The organism is Paenibacillus turicensis (assembly GCF_017873435.1).
Lineage (GTDB): Bacteria > Bacillota > Bacilli > Paenibacillales > Paenibacillaceae > Fontibacillus > Fontibacillus turicensis.
On record NZ_JAGGKG010000012.1, the window covers coordinates 59,427 to 80,565 of the forward strand.

14 protein-coding genes are annotated in these 21,139 nt (G+C 39.0%); 5 read left to right on the forward strand and 9 right to left on the reverse strand.

The annotated features are described in order from the left end of the window. Positions 1-29: 29 nt before the first annotated feature. From J2Z32_RS13275 to J2Z32_RS13285, 3 genes are all read right to left on the reverse strand, one after another. Positions 30-1,202: an MFS transporter gene (locus tag J2Z32_RS13275; RefSeq protein WP_210089654.1), complete on the reverse strand. Its 1,173-nt coding sequence runs from the start codon at positions 1,200-1,202 to the stop codon at positions 30-32. Positions 1,203-1,342: 140 nt separating this feature from the next. After that, positions 1,343-2,710, reverse strand: a complete 1,368-nt coding sequence (locus J2Z32_RS13280) for an Nramp family divalent metal transporter (RefSeq protein WP_210089714.1) — start codon at positions 2,708-2,710, stop codon at positions 1,343-1,345. 253 nt (positions 2,711-2,963) lie between these two features. After that, a complete protein-coding gene (locus J2Z32_RS13285; protein ID WP_210089655.1) occupies positions 2,964-3,374 on the reverse strand; it encodes a hypothetical protein in 411 nt (136 codons plus the stop codon). Between the two features lie 358 nt (positions 3,375-3,732). On the opposite strand from J2Z32_RS13285, the gene J2Z32_RS13290 reads away from it, so the two are divergent. Continuing rightward, positions 3,733-6,879: a stalk domain-containing protein gene (locus J2Z32_RS13290; RefSeq protein ID WP_210089656.1), complete on the forward strand. Its 3,147-nt coding sequence runs from the start codon at positions 3,733-3,735 to the stop codon at positions 6,877-6,879. 291 nt (positions 6,880-7,170) lie between these two features. On the opposite strand, the gene J2Z32_RS13295 is transcribed toward J2Z32_RS13290, so the two are convergent. Further along, positions 7,171-8,712 carry an N-acetylmuramoyl-L-alanine amidase family protein gene (locus tag J2Z32_RS13295; RefSeq protein ID WP_210089657.1) on the reverse strand — a complete coding sequence of 514 codons (1,542 nt, stop codon included), beginning with the start codon at positions 8,710-8,712 and terminating at the stop codon, positions 7,171-7,173. Positions 8,713-8,847: 135 nt separating this feature from the next. After that, positions 8,848-10,575 (reverse strand): putative bifunctional diguanylate cyclase/phosphodiesterase, encoded by a 1,728-nt coding sequence (locus tag J2Z32_RS13300; protein WP_342453960.1) that lies wholly within the window; start codon positions 10,573-10,575, stop codon positions 8,848-8,850. Positions 10,576-10,960: 385 nt separating this feature from the next. Here J2Z32_RS13300 and J2Z32_RS13305 point away from each other — a divergent pair, with 385 nt between their 5' ends. Beyond that, a complete protein-coding gene (locus tag J2Z32_RS13305) occupies positions 10,961-12,448 on the forward strand; it encodes a glutamate synthase subunit beta (RefSeq protein WP_210089658.1) in 1,488 nt (495 codons plus the stop codon). 125 nt (positions 12,449-12,573) lie between these two features. Here the strand turns inward: J2Z32_RS13305 and J2Z32_RS13310 are convergent, their stop codons facing one another. After that, the gene (locus J2Z32_RS13310) at positions 12,574-12,735 is read right to left on the reverse strand and encodes a hypothetical protein (RefSeq protein ID WP_210089659.1); all 162 of its coding nucleotides are present in this window, start codon (positions 12,733-12,735) and stop codon (positions 12,574-12,576) included. A gap of 202 nt (positions 12,736-12,937) precedes the next feature. Here J2Z32_RS13310 and J2Z32_RS13315 point away from each other — a divergent pair, with 202 nt between their 5' ends. From J2Z32_RS13315 to J2Z32_RS13325, 3 genes are all read left to right on the forward strand, one after another. Further along, on the forward strand, positions 12,938-13,702 hold the full coding sequence (locus J2Z32_RS13315; protein ID WP_210089660.1) for a formate/nitrite transporter family protein: 765 nt from the start codon (positions 12,938-12,940) through the stop codon (positions 13,700-13,702). A gap of 158 nt (positions 13,703-13,860) precedes the next feature. Continuing rightward, positions 13,861-15,726, forward strand: a complete 1,866-nt coding sequence (locus J2Z32_RS13320; protein ID WP_210089661.1) for a putative bifunctional diguanylate cyclase/phosphodiesterase — start codon at positions 13,861-13,863, stop codon at positions 15,724-15,726. Between the two features lie 14 nt (positions 15,727-15,740). Beyond that, positions 15,741-16,658, forward strand: a complete 918-nt coding sequence (locus J2Z32_RS13325) for a nucleoside hydrolase (protein WP_210089662.1) — start codon at positions 15,741-15,743, stop codon at positions 16,656-16,658. 49 nt (positions 16,659-16,707) lie between these two features. On the opposite strand, the gene J2Z32_RS13330 is transcribed toward J2Z32_RS13325, so the two are convergent. From J2Z32_RS13330 to J2Z32_RS13340, 3 genes are all read right to left on the reverse strand, one after another. Next, a complete protein-coding gene (locus tag J2Z32_RS13330) occupies positions 16,708-17,892 on the reverse strand; it encodes an ROK family protein (RefSeq protein WP_210089663.1) in 1,185 nt (394 codons plus the stop codon). A 252-nt stretch (positions 17,893-18,144) separates the two neighbouring features. Then, positions 18,145-19,908, reverse strand: a complete 1,764-nt coding sequence (locus J2Z32_RS13335) for an S-layer homology domain-containing protein (RefSeq protein WP_210089664.1) — start codon at positions 19,906-19,908, stop codon at positions 18,145-18,147. Between the two features lie 500 nt (positions 19,909-20,408). Next, positions 20,409-21,014, reverse strand: coding sequence for a hypothetical protein (locus tag J2Z32_RS13340; RefSeq protein WP_210089665.1), 606 nt, complete (start codon positions 21,012-21,014; stop codon positions 20,409-20,411). Between the last annotated feature and the right edge of the window lie 125 nt (positions 21,015-21,139).

Below are 21,139 nucleotides of genomic sequence, written 5' to 3' on the forward strand. Positions count from 1 at the left end.
AAGGAGTGAACTTCGGGCTGTTTTCAGAATTAATTCAGCTTTTGCTGGCGAAAAACACGATTTCCCATTTCAGACGCAATAAACATAATGATGAACAGCAATAGGAGTAAAATTGGAATCAAAAACATGCCAAATTGGGTGGCGATTAGACCTACAAGCAAGGGGGTTAAGGTAGCTCCTACATAAGCGCTTGCCATTTCAAGCCCAATCACACTTGGTGAGGCTTTTTCCCCAAAACGTTCTGGTGTTGCATGTACTATGCTTGGATAGACAGGTGCGCCACCAAAACCGATAATAAATAAGGCACTAGCCATAGCAGGATAAGGAACAGGGGTAATGAGTATAATGAATCCTACACAGCCTATGATCCCGCCATAACGAATAAGGTGTTTGCTTGAGACATATGTCGATAAAAAGCCAGATACCAACCGTCCAATTATAATTCCGATAAAAAATATTGAGGAAAGCGCCGCTGCCGAAGCAGGTGAGAGTTGTTTACTCTCAATTAAGAATGTCGCAATCCACAAGCTAACAGCCGCTTCTGTACCGTTATAGCATAACATGGTGAGCATAAACATTTTCACGCCAGGAATTCGTAAAGCCTCTTTATTGCTGACAACCTTTGCTTCTTCCTCATCAGCAGACTTTTCCTTCTCAAATATTTTCCACAAGGATAAAGTAAATAATAAAATAAGCACCAAAATCGTAAGCATTATAGCGATGGTTATAAAACCTGCGCGCCATTGGTTCCCATTTCTCAACCAGTATGACATCACGATAGGTCCAGTCATCGCACCTACACCCCAAAAGCAATGTAACCAGCTCATATGTTTTGCTTTAAAATGAAGGGCAACATAATTAGATAAAGCTGCGTCTACACAACCTGCTCCTAAGCCAAGTGGAATTGCTAACAGGATTAGATAGATGAAGGCATCTGAAAAAGATATGCCTGTTAAGGCAATTGCGGTAAGAAAAATACTACCAAGCGTAACTTTGCCCGTACCAAATTTGTGTAATAACTTGCTGGCAAATAAGCTGGAAATGACGGTACCAGACGATACGGTTAATGAGATATACCCTGCCATCTCTGTGGTGGCACCGATATCCAGCCTCAATACAGACCAAGAGCTGCCCAATAGTCCATCAGGCAACCCGAGTCCTAAAAATGCTAGATAAATAATAACTAATAAAAAAGTGACCATTATTCTCTCCTCAAAATATCCAATAATTAAGCCAGCATGCTACAGCATCACAATGCTCAACTAGCTAGTATATAATTCTATGGGTATCTTGGAAATTAAGCTAGCTCTATTTTGCGTATTAATACTACAATTTTGATGTTTTACAACCCTACAAATGTGCCGTAAATAAGGAAGCAGTTCAAAATAGTTAACGTAATTGCAATCGTCCATGCTAAATATTTCATCCATGCTGGGTTAGCGAATTCACCCATTAGCTTTTTACTACTTGTAAAGATCGTTAAAGGAATGATGGCAAAGGGAAGCTGAATACTTAAAAAGACTTGGGTGTATAGCAATAGCTTTTCGACTGCATCCTCTCTACCGCCGTAAATAATAACACAGATGATAACAGGCACGATAGCGAGCAAGCGTGTAATGATGCGGCGTAGCCAGGTAGGCATTTTCATCTCGATAAAGCCTTCCATGACGATTTGACCTGACAACGTACCTGTAATTGTTGAATTTTGTCCAGATGCAAGCAATGCAACTGCAAACAAGGTGCTTAACAGCGGACTTGCAATGGCTCCAACGATTGCATTATCACTTAAAGCATTATAAAGGTCAGTAAAGCGACCTAAATCACTTGTGGTACCAAAAAATAATGCCGCTCCTAATATAAGCAATAAGCAGTTAATGACAAATGCGATGCTGAGCTGTATGTTGGAGTCAATGGTCGCAAAACGAACCGCTTCTCTTTTCCCTTCTGTATTTCGTTCAAATTGTCTCGTTTGTACAATCGAAGAGTGCAAATATAAATTGTGTGGCATAACCGTTGCCCCAATAATACCTAATGCAAGAAGTAGCATATGTCCATTTGTTGCAATTTCAGTGCTTGGAATAAAACCACGAAGTAGTGGACCCATGCTTGGATTGGATAAGATTACTTCATATAAGAAGACGATAAAAATCGTTGCAATTAAGGTAGCAACAATCGCTTCAATTTTGCGAAATCCAACCCTAGTTAATAATAATAGAAGTAGTACATCAAAGGTTGTAATTAATACGCCAACTAAAAGTGGGATATGAAATAACAATTGGAGTGCTATGGCGCCACCAATGACTTCTGCAATATCTGTTGCCATAATAGCCAGTTCAGTTAAGATCCATAAAACAATGGCAATAGGCTTCGAGGTTGCTTTGCGTGTTGCCTGCGCTAGATCCATGCCAGTCACAATGCCTAGCTTTGCACACATGCCTTGTAAGAGCATGGCAATTAAATTAGATAATAAAATGACGCTAAGGAGTGTATACCCGAATTGGGAGCCACCTTGAATGGAGGTAATCCAATTGCCTGGGTCCATATAGCCTACAGCTACTAATGCACCAGGACCACTAAAGGCGGCTAACTTTTTCCAAAAGCCTGCATTTTTAGGGAGAGAAACGGTATTGTTAATTTCCTCAAGGCTTGCACCATTTGCTGAGGTAAATATTGCTGATTCTTCGTAGGCCGCTTCTTTACTTGATGTCATAGCCTTCATGATTTTTCCTTCTTTCTGTTAAAGCTATCTGTTAATTTATTTATTGTTAATCGTTTGATGTAGCAATATAGTTATGATCTAATCATATTTTGCTCCTGTGCAACTTTTTTGTCAATAACTAATTAATTTTGTTTATGCCAAGTGATTGTCTTAGAGGAAACTATTGGGAATACATAAAAAAAGAACACACCATCTCCACCTATAAATTAGGGAAGATGTCGTGTTCTTAAAATATGATGAAAGACTAAATTCCGATACTGTATCTTGTGAAAGCACTATTTGCAATAATTTCCTCTGCCTCTTGTAACTGTAGCTTTAATTGCTCAAGATTAATTTGTCCTTCTTGATAGCGCTTAATAATTTGGCTTTGTAGCTGTGTGGTTTGCACTTGTAGAGCATCATCGATGGAAGCTTGATTTTCAGTTGCGATATCTGCAAGAGATTGACCTTCTAATAGCTGATCATACAATCGCTTATCATCCTTGACACCAAGTGAAGCAAGCAACGGATCCTCACCGCCAGAGCCATCTACATTTCTTTCCTCTTGTCCGTATGGGTGAAGTACCTGTGCACTAACACGATATCCTGATACACCAGAGCTTAAACTGATTACCAATGCCATCGTACTCATAATAATAATATTTTTTATATTCATGTAAAGTAATCCTTTCCTCATCACTTCTAAGTAATTAAACAGATTGCTCTAAAAATAATCAGCACATCTATTATAGATACGATTGAAGTGATATGTAGTTTCAGTATTTTTAAAATCGAGAGGTTTTCTGTGTGTTGTTTGACTTCAAAATTACTTATTTAACTTGCTTGTTATTAATATTAACTCACGAACATTAAATGAATATGAATAAATCCTATATTTTTGCTGAAACATTTGGTGAACTATGAACGTTTAAGGAATAGGCAAAAATTATTTTTAGATTATTGTTCCTATTCTGGAATTATAATTTATAATTAAAGTGGAAATAAGTGCCAATATGATGAGAGGGGCGGATAAGGTGAAGGCAAAGAAGCTATATGCTGCGCTTTTGGCAGGATCATTAGTTATTCCAGTTTTATTTCAGACACCAGTGGAAGCAGCACCTACGAAGCAAATACCGATTACAATTAATATTAATGGAGACAAATTACCAACAGATGTTGATCCAATCATGATTAAAGGAAGAGTAATGCTGCCACTTCGTGCTATTTTTGAGCAGCTAGGAGCTTCAGTCTCATGGGAGCCTAAACAGCGGAAGATTACAGCATACAAAGATGGAGTTGAAATGATCCTTTATCTAGACTCCAAAGTTGCGACCATCAACGGTACAAAAGTAAGTCTTGATGTAGCGCCACTAGGTTATAAGGCAAGAACGATGGTGCCTGTTCGTTTTGTAAGTGAGGCATTAGGGCAAAGCGTGAGCTGGCAAACGAGTACGCGAACTGTAACGATTTTAACGACAGAAGATCCCGGAAATAACAATAATACACCACCAAGCAACAATACCATTAATCCAGTGCGTAATATTACATTAACTGATGTAGCTAATTATGGAGATGGCAGAGATTTACGTGTAAGCTTTGGAAAATCTACTACAGAATCGCTGGTACAAAGCTATAACGTATATATTGTAAAAGCTTCATCAGCAAATAACTTCAATATTACAAGTGCCACACGAGCTACATCTGCAGGATACTATACAAATATTTTAGCAACAGGAACAGACCCTTCAACGGTTTTAAGCTCTGGTGCTAAAGATGTTGATGGTGATTTAATTCGTAATGGTGAAAGCTATGTAGCTTATGTGCTTGCAGTAGGCAAAGGTAACATTAGCAATGTATTGTCCTCACGCTCTTCCCAGGTTACGTTGACAAACGGGCAAAGCGTGGGTGTAGCTACAAATGTCGTGATGAGTGATGTCAGTGATTATGGGGATGGCCGTGATTTATCAGTAAGCTTCACGCGTCCACAGTCGGATAGCAATATTGCAAATTACCGTGTATTTATTGTTAAAACAAAAGATAGCAACAGCTTTACACTTGCAAAAGCGATTGGAGCCTCAAGTCAATATTATACGACTGTAAATAAATCAACGAGTTCTTCACTTAAAGTAACTCTTTCTTCTTCAGCAAGAGATACATCTGGCGATTTAATTAAAAACGGTGTGTCATACACTGCATTTGTGCTGTCAGTAAGTAATAATACGAATACGGTGGATCACAAGTTATCTAATCCTTCTTCAAGCTTAGTTTTAAACCAAGGTACATTAACAGCGCCAGCTATTACTAAAGTAGAGGATATTAGTGACTATGGGGATGGCAGAGACTTGCGTGTCAGCTTTAACAAAGTTTCCGATGAGTCCAGAATTTCTGGTTACCGCATCTTCGTTGTGAAAAATAGCAAGCAAAGTAGCTTTAATTTAAGTCAAGCCAATTATGTATCTAGTGCAAATTATACGTCAGTAAATAAAACGAACTATAACCTCACTCAAACCTTGTCGTATAACACTAGGGATACAGATGGTGACCTCGTTCGCAACAATGTCAGCTATCGTATATTTGTGATGGCAGTGGGCTCAGGCACTTATAATGGAACCAATACATTGTCTAGTGCATCTAGTCTCATTACGCTAAATACAAATGCAGGAGCAGTAGAGCGTGTTTCTAGCTTATATGTAAATGATGTAGCGGATTATGGGGATGGCCGTGATTTACAGGTTAGCTTTACAAAACCATATAGTGAAAGCAATATTAGCGAATATCGTGTATTCGTTGTTCCGACCTATTATGGCAATTTTGATTTGTATCAAGCAAATTCTTTAAGCAGTTACTACTATACAAGCATCAGTAAACGAAATGCGAACATTACCCAAGTGTTATCCTCTAGCGCAAGAGATGTCAGAGGGAATCTCATTCAAAACAATGTAGACTATCAAGTGTATGTAATGTCCGTAAGAAATAGCTATAGCAGTGGCGATAATGCCTTATCCTATGCTTCTTCTACCATCAGATTAGGAAACAATGCATCAGTAAATGCAGTGTCCTATGTGAGTACAGCTGATGTGGCCGATTTTGGAGATGGCCGTGATTTACGTGTTACCTTCCCGGCTATAAGTAACGAAAATAACCTAAGCCGATATCAGGTTTATGTTGTGAAAACAAGCAAAGCAAATTCATTTAATTTGACCCAAGCAAATAGTAACCGTTACTACACAATCTTTTATAAAAATGGCTCTCAGAATTCTAGTCAACTAAACTCTGATGCACGAGATACAGATGGGGATAGAATTCAACAAGGTGTACCGTATACCGTGTTTGTCTTGTCTGTGAGCAACACCAATTCATCAGTAAATAATGCCTTATCTAATGGCTCATCATCGATCACATTAGCAGATAGCTCTGTGGTGCAGGCTGTAAGTAACCTAAGCGCAACTGTTAATGGGAATACAGGCGCATTTGGGGATATTAAGGTTAGCTTTACTAGACCAAGTAATGAGAGCAATATTAACGAGTATCGGATTTTGGTTATTCCTTCATCACAAGCTAGGAATTATTCTATAGATGAAGCTAATCAATTAAGCAGTAGAAATTACACCTCTATTGCTTCGGGTAGTAATACAAATGGGGTTACTGTTGTTTCAGATAGAGATGTTAATGGTAGTCCTTTAAATTATAATACAAGTTATAATATTAAGGTTTTATCAGTAGCTAAAGATAATATAAGAAATAATGTATTATCAGGTATTTCAAATCAGGTAGATGTATTGCCTAAACCTGATAATGTATCACCAGTGGATGGTGCGAATTTTGACATTAATGCTGGTGAGTCAATCTTAGTTACACTTACTGCACCAAGTAATACTAAAAATATTTCATCTTACACTGTAGTAGCGGTACCAAGTGAAGTTAATCAGCCTGATACAGCTTTAGCTGCATCACAATTAGCTAAAAATGGAGGAATAACAGGTAATAACCTTGTTGTAACTCTTACTAGTGACTCAACTGGTAATAAAATTGATACTACAAAAATAACCTACAATATTTATGTTGTTACTAATTCAACGCAAGGAGATGCATATTCAACACTTAAGAATGTTGGAAAGACTTCTATTAAAGCACAAAGTGCTCAAACCAATGTTGGAGAAACTAGCGGAACCTCGAATTAGATCAAACAGTAAATCCTTGATCTTCTTTAATCACAACTGAACAGCTAATTTTAATTATCTAATATGTTCATGAAAAAACTCCAATTCACAGATTAAGTGAATTGGAGTTTTTAATTTATTAGGGTTCATCATTAAAATTATTAGTTTACAATAACCAAACTCCAGCGAAGGAGCTGAGGGTGGTGGAAAAGCGAAAGCGGCCGCCTTTAAAGACTGATTTTCAACCTATCATTATAAATTCAAGAAAATCAGTCTTTAACAGCGGTTGAAACCACCCTCTGCGACGTAGCTCTATAAGAGCCCTAAATATTCTTTTATGCCGTCCACGATCGCTTGTGCTGCTCTATTTTGTCCATCCTCTGTAAACATAAAGCTTTCATCGGATAGATTACTCAAAAAGCCGACTTCCACCAAGCTTGCTGCCATTTTTGTTTCACGAATGACTTCGAAGCTTTGTTCTTTTACGCGACGATCCTTTAAGCCCATTTGTTGTAGTAAATGCTTATGAAGGATAGTAGCTAATTGCTTGCTGTTCTCTCGTTTGTACCAATATGTTTCTGTGCCATTTGCATTAGGTGATTCCAGAACGCTATTACCATGAATAGATACAAATACATCAGCTTGGAGATCATTAGCTAGCTTCACACGTTCAGGACGAGTTGGATAAGTGTCATCTACACGTGTCATATAAAGCTCAATGTTAGGCTCTTGAAGCAAAAGTGCCTGTACCTTTAAGCCGACCGCTAATGTAAAATCCTTTTCCTGCGTGTTTGAGATACCGGATGTCCCTGGATCTTTGCCTCCATGCCCTGGATCAATGACAACGATATTCCGTCCATCGTTGCTATAATCAGGTATAGTTGGCGTAACTGGCGTCTGTGTTGGATCGGTTGAAGGTGTTGTTGGTGTTGTAGGCTCTGTATTCGTAGGCTCCGTGGGCTTAGACCCTTGTGATAAATTTGAATCATCTAGCTTAACAATTAATTGCTGTGACTTTGCATCCTGTGTCACTGTATAAGGTGTTGCTTCCGTTAAATCAAGCACAACACGAACCTGATCAGGACTTTGAGTAAAGAGCGCATATCTCACGCCAGTTACAGTCGTAGGATCGGTAATATTTAGAGCCCCTTTTAAGCTTGCATCAAGTGGATGATCGTTACCAAACGTATCCGAATAAGTCGTATTAGGAAGATCAACAATAATTCGCTCTGGATTACCAATCTTTGATACCGTTGGCTTCACATCACCGTCCCATGCTACATGTAATTCATTTTGAATCAATTCCACCTTTTTAATATGGTTGACCTTGACTACAGGGGGCTTATTTTGTGTCGAATTGGATGAGGTTGATGAGCCTGGTTTGGTTTCTGAATCGCTAGGAGCTTCCTTTTCAAGTTGTGCCAAACGGACAATTTTGTTGGAATTATCCCATTTCACATCCAATCCCATTTGCTCACCCACAAAGCGTAGTGGGACGATAGTGGATTGATTTTGAATGATAGGCGCAACGTTTAATAAAACTTCCTTTTTGTTTACAACTGCTTGTTGCTGGTTTACTGTAAGTGCGATTGTTTTATCTTCATTTTTAATAACAATACCTTTTGTTTTCGGCTCCCATTCCACCTTGTATTTTAAATTTTCTACCACAATACGAAGGGGGACCATGACATTCCCTTTAATATTTGTAACCTCAGTATTTTTAGCAAGGGCAAGCTCTTTGCCATCTAATATAATTTTGGTTTGTCTGGGTGCTTCTGCAGCTGCACTGTGATCAAATGGAAATAACATGACTAATAGAAAACTAAATAACAATAAATATACCGTTTTTTTCATCATACACCTCGTTTATATCCGCTTTTTTCATGAAGATGTTTAACTAACTTTAATTTACAAAATACTACAATATCTTAACGAAAATAAAGTCCCTTTTGTTGCCTAAAGTCTAAATTATGTCTAAATTATAGTTGATTATGATATTTTTCGAGATACTAGCAAGGAATGCATCGCCTCACGATTTAAAGGCTTGCTAAAATAATAGCCTTGAATTTGATCACAGCCATGTTTTTTCAGAAATTCAAACTGCTCGCACGTTTCCACACCTTCAGCTAATACGGTCATCCCTAGTGATTTACCTAATTGAATGATAGATAGTAATAGAGAGCTATCCCGACTTGAGTTAGGTGTACCATGGACAAATGCCCGATCAATCTTGAGTACTTGCAGGGGAAAAGCCTTCAAATAATAGATGGAAGAGTAACCTGTACCAAAATCATCGATCGATAAAGAAATACCCTGACTTTGTAAAGAGTTTAGCTTTTCTTTGATCATTAGTGGTGTGTTTAAAAGAGATTCGGTTACCTCTAATTCCAAGTATTGTGCTTCGAGTCCGGTTTGCTCAAGAACACTTCTTACTGTATTTACAAATTGAGGATGTCTAAATTGAATTGCAGACACATTGACTGAGACAGACAGCTTAGGTAATCCTGCATCCTGCCATTTTTTATTTGTACGACAAGCCTCCCATAATACCCACTCACCAAGCTGAACAATAAAACCTGTATCCTCAGCAATCGGGATAAAATTGTTAGGTGGGATTAAGCCAAGCTCAGGATCCTGCCAGCGGATCAATGCCTCAAAGCCTGTTAATTCCATCGTACTGGCATCAATTTTAGGCTGATAATATAATTCAAATTCATTTTCTGCCAAAGCCTTTGGCAATTTTTTTTCAATATTAATCCGTTCTAGTAGCTTATCCATTAAATAATAATCAAAATAATGAGGACCATTAATTGCCTCTGCCTTCGCTTCCTTCATTGCCATTTCTGCATGCTTAATTAAAGAAGTCGTATCCTTGCTGTCATCTGGAAATAAGCTGACTCCCATGCCAAACCCAAGCGTTAGTTCTTCACTATTTAAAATATAAGGTTTTTTTAATGCTTCATTTAAATTGTGTGCAATCTCATGAATTTGTAGTGGATTAACGATATCGGAGATCAATACCATAAAATCATCTGCAAAGCTGCGGCATATTGGCGTATCATCTGGAAATAATGTGCGTACCCGTTCAGCGACTAAGTATAAAAGCTCATTTCCCGCATTTTCACCATAGCTTTCATTGATGTAACGAAAACGATTAATGTTAAAGCGTAAAATAGCTGCGGTTGTATGGTTTGCTTCTGATTGCTCAAGCCTTCGTTTTGTAATTTCTTTAAAGCGATTTGTATTTAATAGTCCAGTTAATGAATCAAAATAGGAGAGTTGCTGTATTTTCTGATGGGAGGCTTGACGCTCCTCTACTTCCCCTGTCACATCAAATTGTAGACCTATAAAATAAATTGGTTTTCCATCCTCTACAAGCGGACTCAGAATAAACTGATTCCAGAAGGTGGTACCATCTTTTCGATAATTTTTAATTGTTGCTGTTTCGGCTTTTCCGGTCTGGATCGCACGTTTGATAATTTTAAGATGCTCGGTGTCTGTTTCTTCTCCTTGTAGGAAACGGGGGTTTTTGTGTAATACTTCTTCCCGAGAATAACCTGTAATTTTCTCAAATCCTTGGTTTACATAAACTAAAGGATTGTCCTCAAGAGAAGGATCGGTGATGGCCATGCCCACCCCCATCATATCGATAGAGCGCAACAACGCGGAGGATTTAATGATAGCTTCAACATTGATGTTATTTTCATCTTTATCCACAGTAATAGCCTCCTCGAAATGAATACTCGAAATTATGTATCTATATTGTTATATGCTCACTTCAAAATATAAATCATACTCTCATCATACATGCGGTAGGTTTAGGAAATCAATGGGTTTCTGAATTAGTTGTCACAAAGTGACGAAACGTTAAATGTCTATATTTTAATTATCGGGAATTATAGCGGATTGTGTGAGAACTTAATATCTTTGTTAGTTGCTCTCTTTTGCATATTTATTCATTAAGAATGATACTTTGCGTGATTTTCTTCATTCAAAAAAGGAGAAAAGAAGTGCTAATATAAATTAATTTCAGTCACATTAGTAAAATTTTATTCATTTCTTAACCTGTACAGTACACGTATTCATGAATGGGAGGCGTCAAATGGGAAAAGCAACAGGTTTTTTAGAGTACCAGCGTCAGGTTCCAACCGAAGTAGGTGTCGTAGAGCGAATCACGGGGTGGGGGGAGTTTTCCGTCCCTCTACAAGAGGAGCAGCTTAGAACACAGGGTGCACGATGTATGGATTGTGGCACTCCTTTTTGTCATGTCGGCAGAATCATCTCAGGTATGGCATCTGGATGTCCAGTGCATAACCTTATTCCAGAATGGAATGACCTTGTATATCGCGGGAATTGGAAAGAGGCGTTAAAAAGACTGCATAAAACAAATAACTTCCCTGAATTTACAGGTCGAGTATGCCCTGCACCATGTGAAGGTGCCTGTACAGTAGGGATGAATGGAAATCCTGTCACAATAAAAAGCATTGAGAAGGCGATCATAGACAAAGGTTTTGCAGAGGGCTGGATTACACCTAAAATTCCCGAAGCTAGAACTGGCAAAAAGATTGCAGTCGTGGGTTCTGGTCCAGCAGGGCTTGCCTGTGGGGATCAATTAAATCAGGCAGGACATGAAGTGACTATATATGAACGGGCTGACCGAGTTGGCGGACTGCTAATGTATGGCATTCCTAATATGAAGCTAGATAAAGCAACTGTGCAAAGACGTGTAGATTTACTTGAAGCCGAGGGGATTACTTTTATTACAGGTACTGAGGTTGGAAAGGATATTTCAACTCAGCAGCTAAGTGAACAATATGATGCGGTTGTGTTATGTGGCGGGGCTACAGTTGCACGTGATTTAATTGTTGAAGGTCGAGAGCTACAGGGGATTCACCAAGCGATGGAGTTTCTAACAGGGACTACACGGAGCTTACTAGATTCAAGACTAGAGGATAACAATTATGTCTCAGCTAAAGGGAAAAATGTTGTTGTCATTGGAGGTGGAGATACAGGTACAGATTGCGTAGCTACCGCGATTCGTCAAGGTTGCCTCAGTGTGAAGCAATTAGAGATCATGCCTGAGCTTCCTGCAACACGACAAGCGAACAATCCTTGGCCTGAGTATCCGAAAGTATTAAAACGAGACTATGGACAGCAGGAGGCTACAACGCTGTATGGACATGACCCTCGCCATTACTTAACCTCGACACAACAATTTATTGGCAATGCTAAGGGACAGGTAAAAGGGGTGAAGGTAAGTCAAATTGAGTGGCAGCAGGGGAGCAGGGTTCCAACTGAGGTGGCAGGTAGTGAGCAAGTGCTCGACGCTGATCTTGTATTGTTAGCTCTTGGTTTCACCGGTCCAGAGGAAACGATGTTTGCTGAGTTAAATATCGAACGATACTCATCACATCAACAGCACCAAGGACAGGGCAATAAGTTCAACTACACCACCTCTGCACCGGGTGTATTTGTAGCTGGTGATATGCGACGTGGTCAAAGCTTAGTCGTATGGGCGATTCATGAGGGAAGACAGGTCGCACACGAGGTCGATTGTTATTTGATGGGGAACTCACAGTTAAGGTTATAAGAAAGAGACAAGGCTACTATTATATATAAAAATATATAAAAGAAGTGATTCCTAATTTCTAGAGATCACTTCTTTTATGTTTGGGTATTAAATTTAAATTGATTTCTGCATGTTCACTTGTACATCTATGATTTCAATTGAATCTGATCAGATTCATTTTGCATTTGCGCTAATTGAGCAACAATTTCCTGTTGCCACGTGGAATCACCAAGACTTGTAGCCAAATTCAACAAATCTAAATAATCATCAATTTGTAGATAGGCTTTTTGGCGGGTGGATAATCTCATGGGCGTGTCTCTCCTTCAATAATGATAATCATTATCAACTTTATATTATTATGCACAATAAAAGATAAAAAGTAAATAAAAACCTTAAAAAAAAGTAAACTCACACCGATATTTGTGATAACTAACATTGACATGACTGTATAAAAAGCAAAAAGAGCATATTATAGAAAGAAGGTGATATTTAAAATTTTAAGGAGGTTCTATGGAAACAGAAGCGTTGTTGAAGGTCGAGCAATTAGCTTTGAAAAAATTCAATATTTTTAAGCATAACCCATTGCATTATTTAGCAAGAGCAATGCTTGCTAGTATGTTTATTGGCTTTGGGGTCATTGTAGCATTTAAGACAGGCAACTTCTTTTACATGGAAAATTCTCCGTTTGCTTATCCGATGGCAGCGATCACGTTTGGTGCCGCGATTATTTTAATTTCGTATGGCGGTGGTGATTTATTTACAGGTAACACGTTTTATTATACTTATGCAGCACTCAAGAAAAAGCTTCGGTGGCGTGAAGTGATAAAGCTGTGGGGCTTTAGCTATTTAGGTAACATTTTAGGCGCATGTGCGTTTGCTTTGTTAATCTTTTTAACGGGTTTATTTGCAGATGCCTCTGTAAATACCTTTTTGCTTGATGTTGTCGAGCATAAAATGAGCTATCCCGTTCTCCCCCTATTCTTTCGTGCTATTTTGTGTAATTGGCTTGTATGTCTTGCCTTTTTTGTGCCGATGTTTATGCAGGGCGATGGAGCTAAAATGTTTGCGATGATGTTGTTTGTATTTTGTTTCTTTATTTCGGGTTATGAGCACAGTATTGCCAATATGTGTACCTTTGCCATCGCGCTAGTATTAGAACATTCTGAGGCTATTTCATGGGGTGGAGTGCTTCACAATTTAATTCCAGTTACGATCGGGAATTTGATTGGCGGTAGTGTACTTATGGGTGTGATGTATAACTATGTAAATCGCTAAATTATATTAATGCAATTAATGAAACTCATTTGTATGTTAAAATTAAGTATAGTAGGGAGTTATTGCATCCTAATTTATCCAACGTAAAAGAGTGTCAATTTCTGATAGGAAAATGGTGCTTGCCTCGTTCTTATATTTCAAGAAGGGAGGGATTCAGCTTGAGGATCACTACGATATTGGATGCAATCCCCTCGTGGGCGGAAGTGTCGGTAACCATCGTGGGACTTGCTATTTTTATGGCTGTCATTTGGATTGCATATAAAAGAATAGCAGCCTCGAACAGACTTGTCGGCACCCAGCCCACAGAGGATAAGCAAGATCAATCTCAAATATTTATGTGGATAGTACATAAGAATAAGCAAATTTTAAAAGTGAATGATTATTCGCTGCAACTGTTAGGCATTGAGCAACAAAGGGTGACAGGGATGAAATATGATAACATTCCTTCATTATACGAAAAGCATCCTAGGTTTATTGATTTGCTAGATGCGATGATCGCTGCAAATCGAGAGGGGCATAGCTCGATCACATTTAATAACAACAAGGATGGCAAAGCAACTAAGCTTGTCTTTCGAGTAAGCCTAAGTCAGAATTCCAGCTCTGAACAAGTGTATACGTTGTATGGGCTAGATATTACAGACATAGATTTAGAGGCGGATCTGGCTTTTAAAGAGGTAAGTGCTACCGCCCAGCTATCAACTGAGAAGAGATCACTGGAAATAAACGAACCTGAGGAAACTAAGGAACTAAATCCTGTGCCGAATCGGCCCTATCTACTGCAAAAAATTAAAGCCTATCTTGATCAGGATCAAGGTGAGGCAGCCCTGTTTTTTATCGACAGTGATAATTTTAAGTATGTTAATGATACGTTAGGCCATGCCTGTGGTGACCAATTGATGGAGCTTATTAGGGGTAGATTAAGTCAGTTCTTTGGTCAAAAGGGTCAAATCTTTCATTTAGGTGGAGATAAATTTATTATCTTTTTAAACCAGTTTCATTCCAAAAATGAAGTAGTCAAATGGATTGAGCAGATGCTATGGGGCTTTAGACAACCCTTTGCTGTAATGGAGCATGAAGTGTACGTGACGCTCAGCATTGGCGTTTCCTTTTATCCTGAGAATGGGGATTGCGAAGAGGAATTATTTAAAAATGCGGAGCTAGCTATGTATAGAGCCAAGGAGCAGGGGAAGGATCGATTTGTTATTTTTGAACCTGCTTTATTACAGGCTTTTAATGATCGATATACGATTGAAAAGCACTTGCGTAAAGCGATCAAACAGCAAGAGTTTGCAGTCCATTACCAGCCGCAGGTTTGCCTAAAAACAGGAAAAATCCTTGGGGTAGAGGCGCTCATACGTTGGTATAGTCCAGAATTAGGTACAGTTTCTCCTGCTAAATTTATAAAAGTGGCTGAGGATAGTCGATTAATTATAGAAATTGGAGAATGGGTATTAAGAGAAGCATGCCAATTTGGTAAAAAAATAAATGATTTGTATGGACTTTCGCTTAAAATGTCCGTGAATGTTTCATTGCTACAGGTTTTACATGATGGCTTTATTGATATGGTTGGGGGGATTTTAACGGAAACAGGGCTACAGGCACAACAGCTTGAGCTAGAAATTACGGAGTCTGTTTTTATGGAGTCCTTTGATCTGATCTTATGGAAGCTGGAGCTGTTAAAGTCTCGGGGTGTTCAATTTGCCTTGGACGATTTTGGGACAGGTTACTCTTCCCTGAGTTATTTAGAGCGGATGCCAATTTCAACCTTAAAAATTGACAAAGCTTTTATAGATCAAGTAACTAGTTATCATACGGAACATCAGCATACATTAGCTAAATCTATTGTTTTAATTGGACGTAATTTAGGGCTAGTCGTGGTTGCAGAAGGGATCGAGACGAAGGAACAGCTTGAATATGTAAAACGTGCAAAATGTGATCTTATCCAAGGTTATCTGCTCAGTAAGCCGCTAACAGAAACAGAGCTTAGTCATTTACTAGAGAAAGAAATAGTGTATGATGTTTAGCGGGAGGAATGTAGATGAAACCAATTATACTAGATGTAGACACAGGTGTGGATGATGCGTTAGCGATTGCGTATGCTGTTCATTCACCAGAATTAAGCTTAATTGGCGTTACCACGTGTTTCGGAAATATTCCTGTAGCGGATGCTTCACGAAACTCGTTAGCTGTGCTTGAGGTATTAGGCGCTGATGTGCCTGTGATTCAAGGCGCAGCAGAAACTTTAGTCCGTGGTGAAAAGTCGCGTTATTCTCGTCATGTACATGGGGAAAATGGAATCGGAAATGTTGAATTAGCACAACCCATAAAAAGTATCTTACCAGAGATGCACGCTGTTGATTACCTGATCGAGCAAATATATAAAATACCCCATGAATTAACCATTGTTGCGGTAGGGCCGTTAACAAATATTGCTCTTGCTATTCAAAAGGATGCTAACATTATCCCTTTGATCAAAGAAATTATCATTATGGGTGGAGCCGTTAACGTACCTGGCAATGTAACACCTTATGGAGAGGCTAATATTGTTGCTGACCCTGAAGCGGCTGCGATTGTTTTTTCTTCGGGTGCAAATGTGATATTGGTTGGACTTGATGTGACGTTACAAACGTTGCTTCCACGTGCTGAAATAAAGGAATGGCAACAAAGTAACGAGCAAGCTACAGCACTACTAGGGAAGATGACCGACTTTTATATCGGGGCATATGAGCAGCTATATCCTGGTATTGGGGGTTGTGCTTTACATGATCCGCTTGCGATTGGTGTGGCGATTAATTCTAGCTTTGTGACCACAGAGCGTATGGATATTACAGTCGTGACAGAAGGAGAAAAAACAGGTCAAACGATCGGTGTTCCTTCCCCTTCTGCAACTGTTCAGGTTTGCGTTACGGTGGATCATGTTGCTTTTGTACAGCATTTTTTAGAGCGTATTAGCTAGCTCTGGTTTTAAAGTAATCACTAGCCTTAGTGTGATCACTGAGCTCTACTTACTCTGATTGCAAATGTTTATCCGTGTCTTTAAGGAAAGCTGTGATGGGCATAGATGCCGAACCAAGTGCAGTTGAACGAAGTCCAAGCTTGGCAAAAGTTACGGCGGACTTTTTACGGTGGTAGGATAAGCTTCGATTTTCAATCGTGTTTAACATCGGTTCTTCTAGCAGATTGCCTGCTAAGGAGAGCCGACCTCCAATAATCATTAACTCTGGATTTAATACATTTACTAAATTTGCAAGACCTACGCCTAAGTGTGTTCCTACCTCTTCAAATAACTCCAATGTAGCCTTATCACCTGCTTGTGCAAGTGCAATCAACTCATCAAGCGTAATTTCCATTTCCGATTGTCCTAACCGTTTCGTTGCTTTATCAAGCAATGCTTTTTCTGAAGCCAACGTCTCCCAGCAGCCATGATTGCCACAGCGACAAAGCGGGCCTTCTTCGGTAACTGTCATATGTCCAACTTCTCCAGAAAAGTTAGATGTACCCCGATATAATTGTCCATTTACGAGAATTCCTGCACCGATCCCTACCCCAATGCTTAAATAAATTAAGTTATCACTTTCTTTACCTGCGCCATATAAGCGTTCGCCAATCGCCCCTGCATTCGCTTCATTATCGATGTAAACAGGGTAATCTATATATTGCTCCAATGAAGTCTTTAGAGAAAAATTGTCCCAACCCAAATTGGGCGTAGATACAACATGGTGTTGCTCATCCACTAAGCCGGGAACACCAATCCCAATGCCGATAACGCCATAAGGGGAAGGAGGGGCTTCGTTACCTAGCGCTTTAATTTGCTTAGCAATTTCAGGAATGATGTCATCAGGCTCTATCGAAGTAATCGCGATCGTTAAGTCCTTAATGACCACCCCTTCTAAATTTACAAGCACAAAATACACATGATGTATCCGAATATCCACACCAATCGCATATCCTGCATTGCTATTAAAAAGGAGTAGTGTAGGCTTTCGTCCTCCACTTGATGCACCAGGCCCGATCTCGTTGACAAGTTGACTCTGAATAAGCTCTAATACAAGAGAAGAAACTGTTGCTTTATTTAACCCAATCGTACTTGAAATGTCGCTGCGGGACAAAGGCTGACGTTGCCTTATTGTATCCAGCACGATCGTTTTATTCATTTTTTTGATCAATTGCTGGTCTCCCGTAATCTTCATAATACTGCCTCCGATTCTTTTCACTTTCATGTTTGCTATCATAGCACACTGTATGTACTTCGTTTACTGCTAATTTATTGTTAGGGTGATAAAAAGCTAGGAATTGACCTCGTGTAGTGTAAACGAAATCAATTCCCATATGTGCCTGAGTAGTGGTTTGTAATTCAAGAAATGGATTTGGTGATAAGCTTGCTTATCAGTCGTATATTTACTGCTGTTTACTGCTGTTTACTGCTGTTTATTTACTACTACTTATTTACTGCTGTTCACAAGCTGATAAATTCTTTCGGCAATTACAATCGCTTGCTCTCTTGTTGTAGATTGCTTAGGTTGGATTTGATCGCCAATCCCTTGGATAATGCCTGTGGAGTTAAAACTCTTTAAGGCTTCTGTCGCATAACCTGAGATTGTGTTTAAATCCTTGTATTGCTTTTGCCATTGGGTTGGTTTATCAGGTAACGTCACCTTAGCTGCCTTCAACACGTTATTCAGCATCACTGCCATGTCTTGACGTTGTAACGATTGCGCTGGGTTAAAAAGCTCACTTCCATTACCAGCAACAATGCCTAAATGAAACGCTTTGGTTACATATTGGTTGTTTATATCACTAAAAGGAGAAGGAAGCACCGTTAGCTCAACACGATCTTCATTTTCAGAGCCCGTATCGGACTTTTTCTCCATGTTTGCATTGTTAATTGCACGGTGATCGGTGTCATCAGCCTTCGTGTTACTCGTATTGCTCGTGTTGCTTGTATTGCTTGTATTCCCTTGCTGGTCTTGCTGAGTAAGCGTTAGCTGCTCATAGAGTCGTACACTAATTTCTGCAAACTCTGCGCGTGTAATATTTTTACGATATAGACCCATTAAGCTGTCGCCTACTAGCCGATGCTCCTTGGCTTGGCTTACTTCCTTTTGTGCCCAACTGCTTGCAATATTAACACTATCATTTTGATATAACCACGCCGCTGTGCCGAGTAAAACAAATCCATTTTTGAATGGCTTAATCTGAATAACATTCGTATTTGCGTTGGCTACAGATACCTTACTCCATTTTTTCAAATCTGGGGAGGTGTACACGGTAAATTCCTTTTTATTACTATAATTGTAGCCTGTAGCGATATATTCGGAGCCGTTGTAGGCGATGTTATCTACTTTAATTTCGGCTTTATTACCGGCAATGCTAATTTTACTGCTTGTCCACTTGATGCCATCTTTTGAAGTGAAAATGAGATTATCTACGGCATGCACAAACTTCGTTCCATCCCAAATGGCGCCAAATCCACTATAAGGGGAGTTTTCACTAGCTAACCCCTTCCAGCTCAGTCCACCGTCAGTTGAAACAACAGTAGTATTACCTCCGCCATAAATCGTAGTCCCATTGGTAGCAAGAAACTCTATAGGGCGCTCCCCGCTAATCGACTTTTCGATGTTTTGCTTTTTTGCAGCAGTAAATGTATTCAGATCCTTAGATACTAGAAATGTATTTGGGCCAGGAGTATAAAAGCCACTCACATTTTTGCTATGATCTTGGGCAACAAGCACATAATGCTTACCTGTATATACAATATCCTGTAATTCATATTCCTTGGCTGTATTCGGATGAGCTACATGATGTATTTTCCAGACAGTGGCATCCGTTGAGGTTAGCACACTGTAGGATGTTATGGCTACGAACTGCTTGCCATCCCATAACAATTGCTTCACATCACTAACACCATCATATAACGTGCCATCTGTTTCTTGAAGCTGAGTCTCTACAGTTTCCCAGTTTACCCCATCTACTGATTTGTAACCAACAAGGTCACCATAAGGGAAAAAGAAAACAAATTCACCGTTAGAGGCGATGCCTCCAGTGCGGCTGTTGGGAATAGAATCAGGACCGTTTGACCACACCTTTTTCAGAGTGCCTGCTTCATTAGCGCTAACCGTTGTAGCTACTAAAGGAAAAATTAATAAAAGGGAAGTGAGGATTGCAATAAATCGAGTGGTTAGTTTATGTATCGTAAACGCCTCCATTTTTTGTGGTTAGTACTGCTTTGGGCTGTGTTTAGTGTAAGATACATTGGAAATTTTGTAAATTGAAAAGTGTGTTTTTTAGAGGGTTTATGCGCTAACTAGAGAAGAGAGTCAGGGATTAAAACATTAGAAAAAAACGATGAATTTAAAATGACTGTCTTACATTTTTGTTTTACAAGTGATAAAATGAAAATAGAAATAAGGACGATCCGCCCGACCGTCCTCAGTACAAACAACTTGAGTGGGGGTTTCCTCCATAAAGGTGTTAATTTACGAAGAAGTGACCCTCACAGGCGCCGAACCTTAGAGTGGATCACTTCTTTTTTCTATCAATGTATGTTAAAAGTGCAATAATAAAAGCTGCAAATATAATAACATCGGAAAAAGAGAAGTTCATACGGTACACCTCCTTTCTGGAGGAACCGCACCCACTCAAGGTGTGTTGTACAAGCTAAATTATACCATAGGAACCTGCAATCATGCAGGTTCTTTTAATCCCCTTACTTTACCTCTAAGTCCTTAACCTCTTCATAAATCGCTTTGAACTCATCGTTAAATTCCTCTGCAACTGTTTTAAAAGCAGTGATGTCAAATTTGGAATCAGTGTCTAGCGGCTTGATCGGGTTATCCTTTGCTACTTTAAGTAGTTTATCTGTTTCCTCAGAAACCTTTGCCCATAATTCTGCTGCTTTATCAAATTTCGGACCTAATTCAGTTATTTTTTGATCATATTCAACTCTTTTTTCAACTGCTTTTTCTATATTTTGAATGACAGTATCGATATCTATCTCTTTGCCATAGTTCCCTGTTCCTTGCTGTAAATAAGCTTGGATTTCTGTAAATCCGTTATTTGCAATGTCTCTCACTAAAATATTTCTTGCATTTGACATAATGAGTAGATCCCTTTGAATTTGTGCAGGGGTGTTAGGATCATTACTCTCCTTGCCTTCTTCTTCATTATTGCTGTCATTATTGCTGCTGATATTGCTAGAGCTATTGGACTCCTGTTTTGATGATTGGGTATTTGCAGACGATTCCTTAGAACTTCCACAACCTGTTGTTAACACAAGCATACTAGCAAAACAAATGAATAAAATTTTCTTCAATGTTGAAGCACCTCCAAAATATGTATTTGATTATACTACCAGTATTAGGAGGAAAGTGCCATGAATTTTTTGGATAAGAATGAGAATTTATACATCAAATCTATGAAATATGAACTATTACCTTA

What these genes read in the sequence shown, in the direction of transcription:
- J2Z32_RS13275 (WP_210089654.1), bottom strand. Translation starts at nt 1,202, where the DNA reads ATGGTCACTTTTTTATTAGTTATTATTTATCTAGCATTTTTAGGACTC.
- J2Z32_RS13280 (WP_210089714.1), bottom strand. Translation starts at nt 2,710, where the DNA reads ATGACATCAAGTAAAGAAGCGGCCTACGAAGAATCAGCAATATTTACC.
- J2Z32_RS13285 (WP_210089655.1), bottom strand. Translation starts at nt 3,374, where the DNA reads ATGAATATAAAAAATATTATTATTATGAGTACGATGGCATTGGTAATC.
- J2Z32_RS13295 (WP_210089657.1), bottom strand. Translation starts at nt 8,712, where the DNA reads ATGAAAAAAACGGTATATTTATTGTTATTTAGTTTTCTATTAGTCATG.
- J2Z32_RS13305 (WP_210089658.1), top strand. Translation starts at nt 10,961, where the DNA reads ATGGGAAAAGCAACAGGTTTTTTAGAGTACCAGCGTCAGGTTCCAACC.
- J2Z32_RS13310 (WP_210089659.1), bottom strand. Translation starts at nt 12,735, where the DNA reads ATGAGATTATCCACCCGCCAAAAAGCCTATCTACAAATTGATGATTAT.
- J2Z32_RS13315 (WP_210089660.1), top strand. Translation starts at nt 12,938, where the DNA reads ATGGAAACAGAAGCGTTGTTGAAGGTCGAGCAATTAGCTTTGAAAAAA.
- J2Z32_RS13325 (WP_210089662.1), top strand. Translation starts at nt 15,741, where the DNA reads ATGAAACCAATTATACTAGATGTAGACACAGGTGTGGATGATGCGTTA.
- J2Z32_RS13330 (WP_210089663.1), bottom strand. Translation starts at nt 17,892, where the DNA reads ATGAAGATTACGGGAGACCAGCAATTGATCAAAAAAATGAATAAAACG.
- J2Z32_RS13335 (WP_210089664.1), bottom strand. Translation starts at nt 19,908, where the DNA reads ATGGAGGCGTTTACGATACATAAACTAACCACTCGATTTATTGCAATC.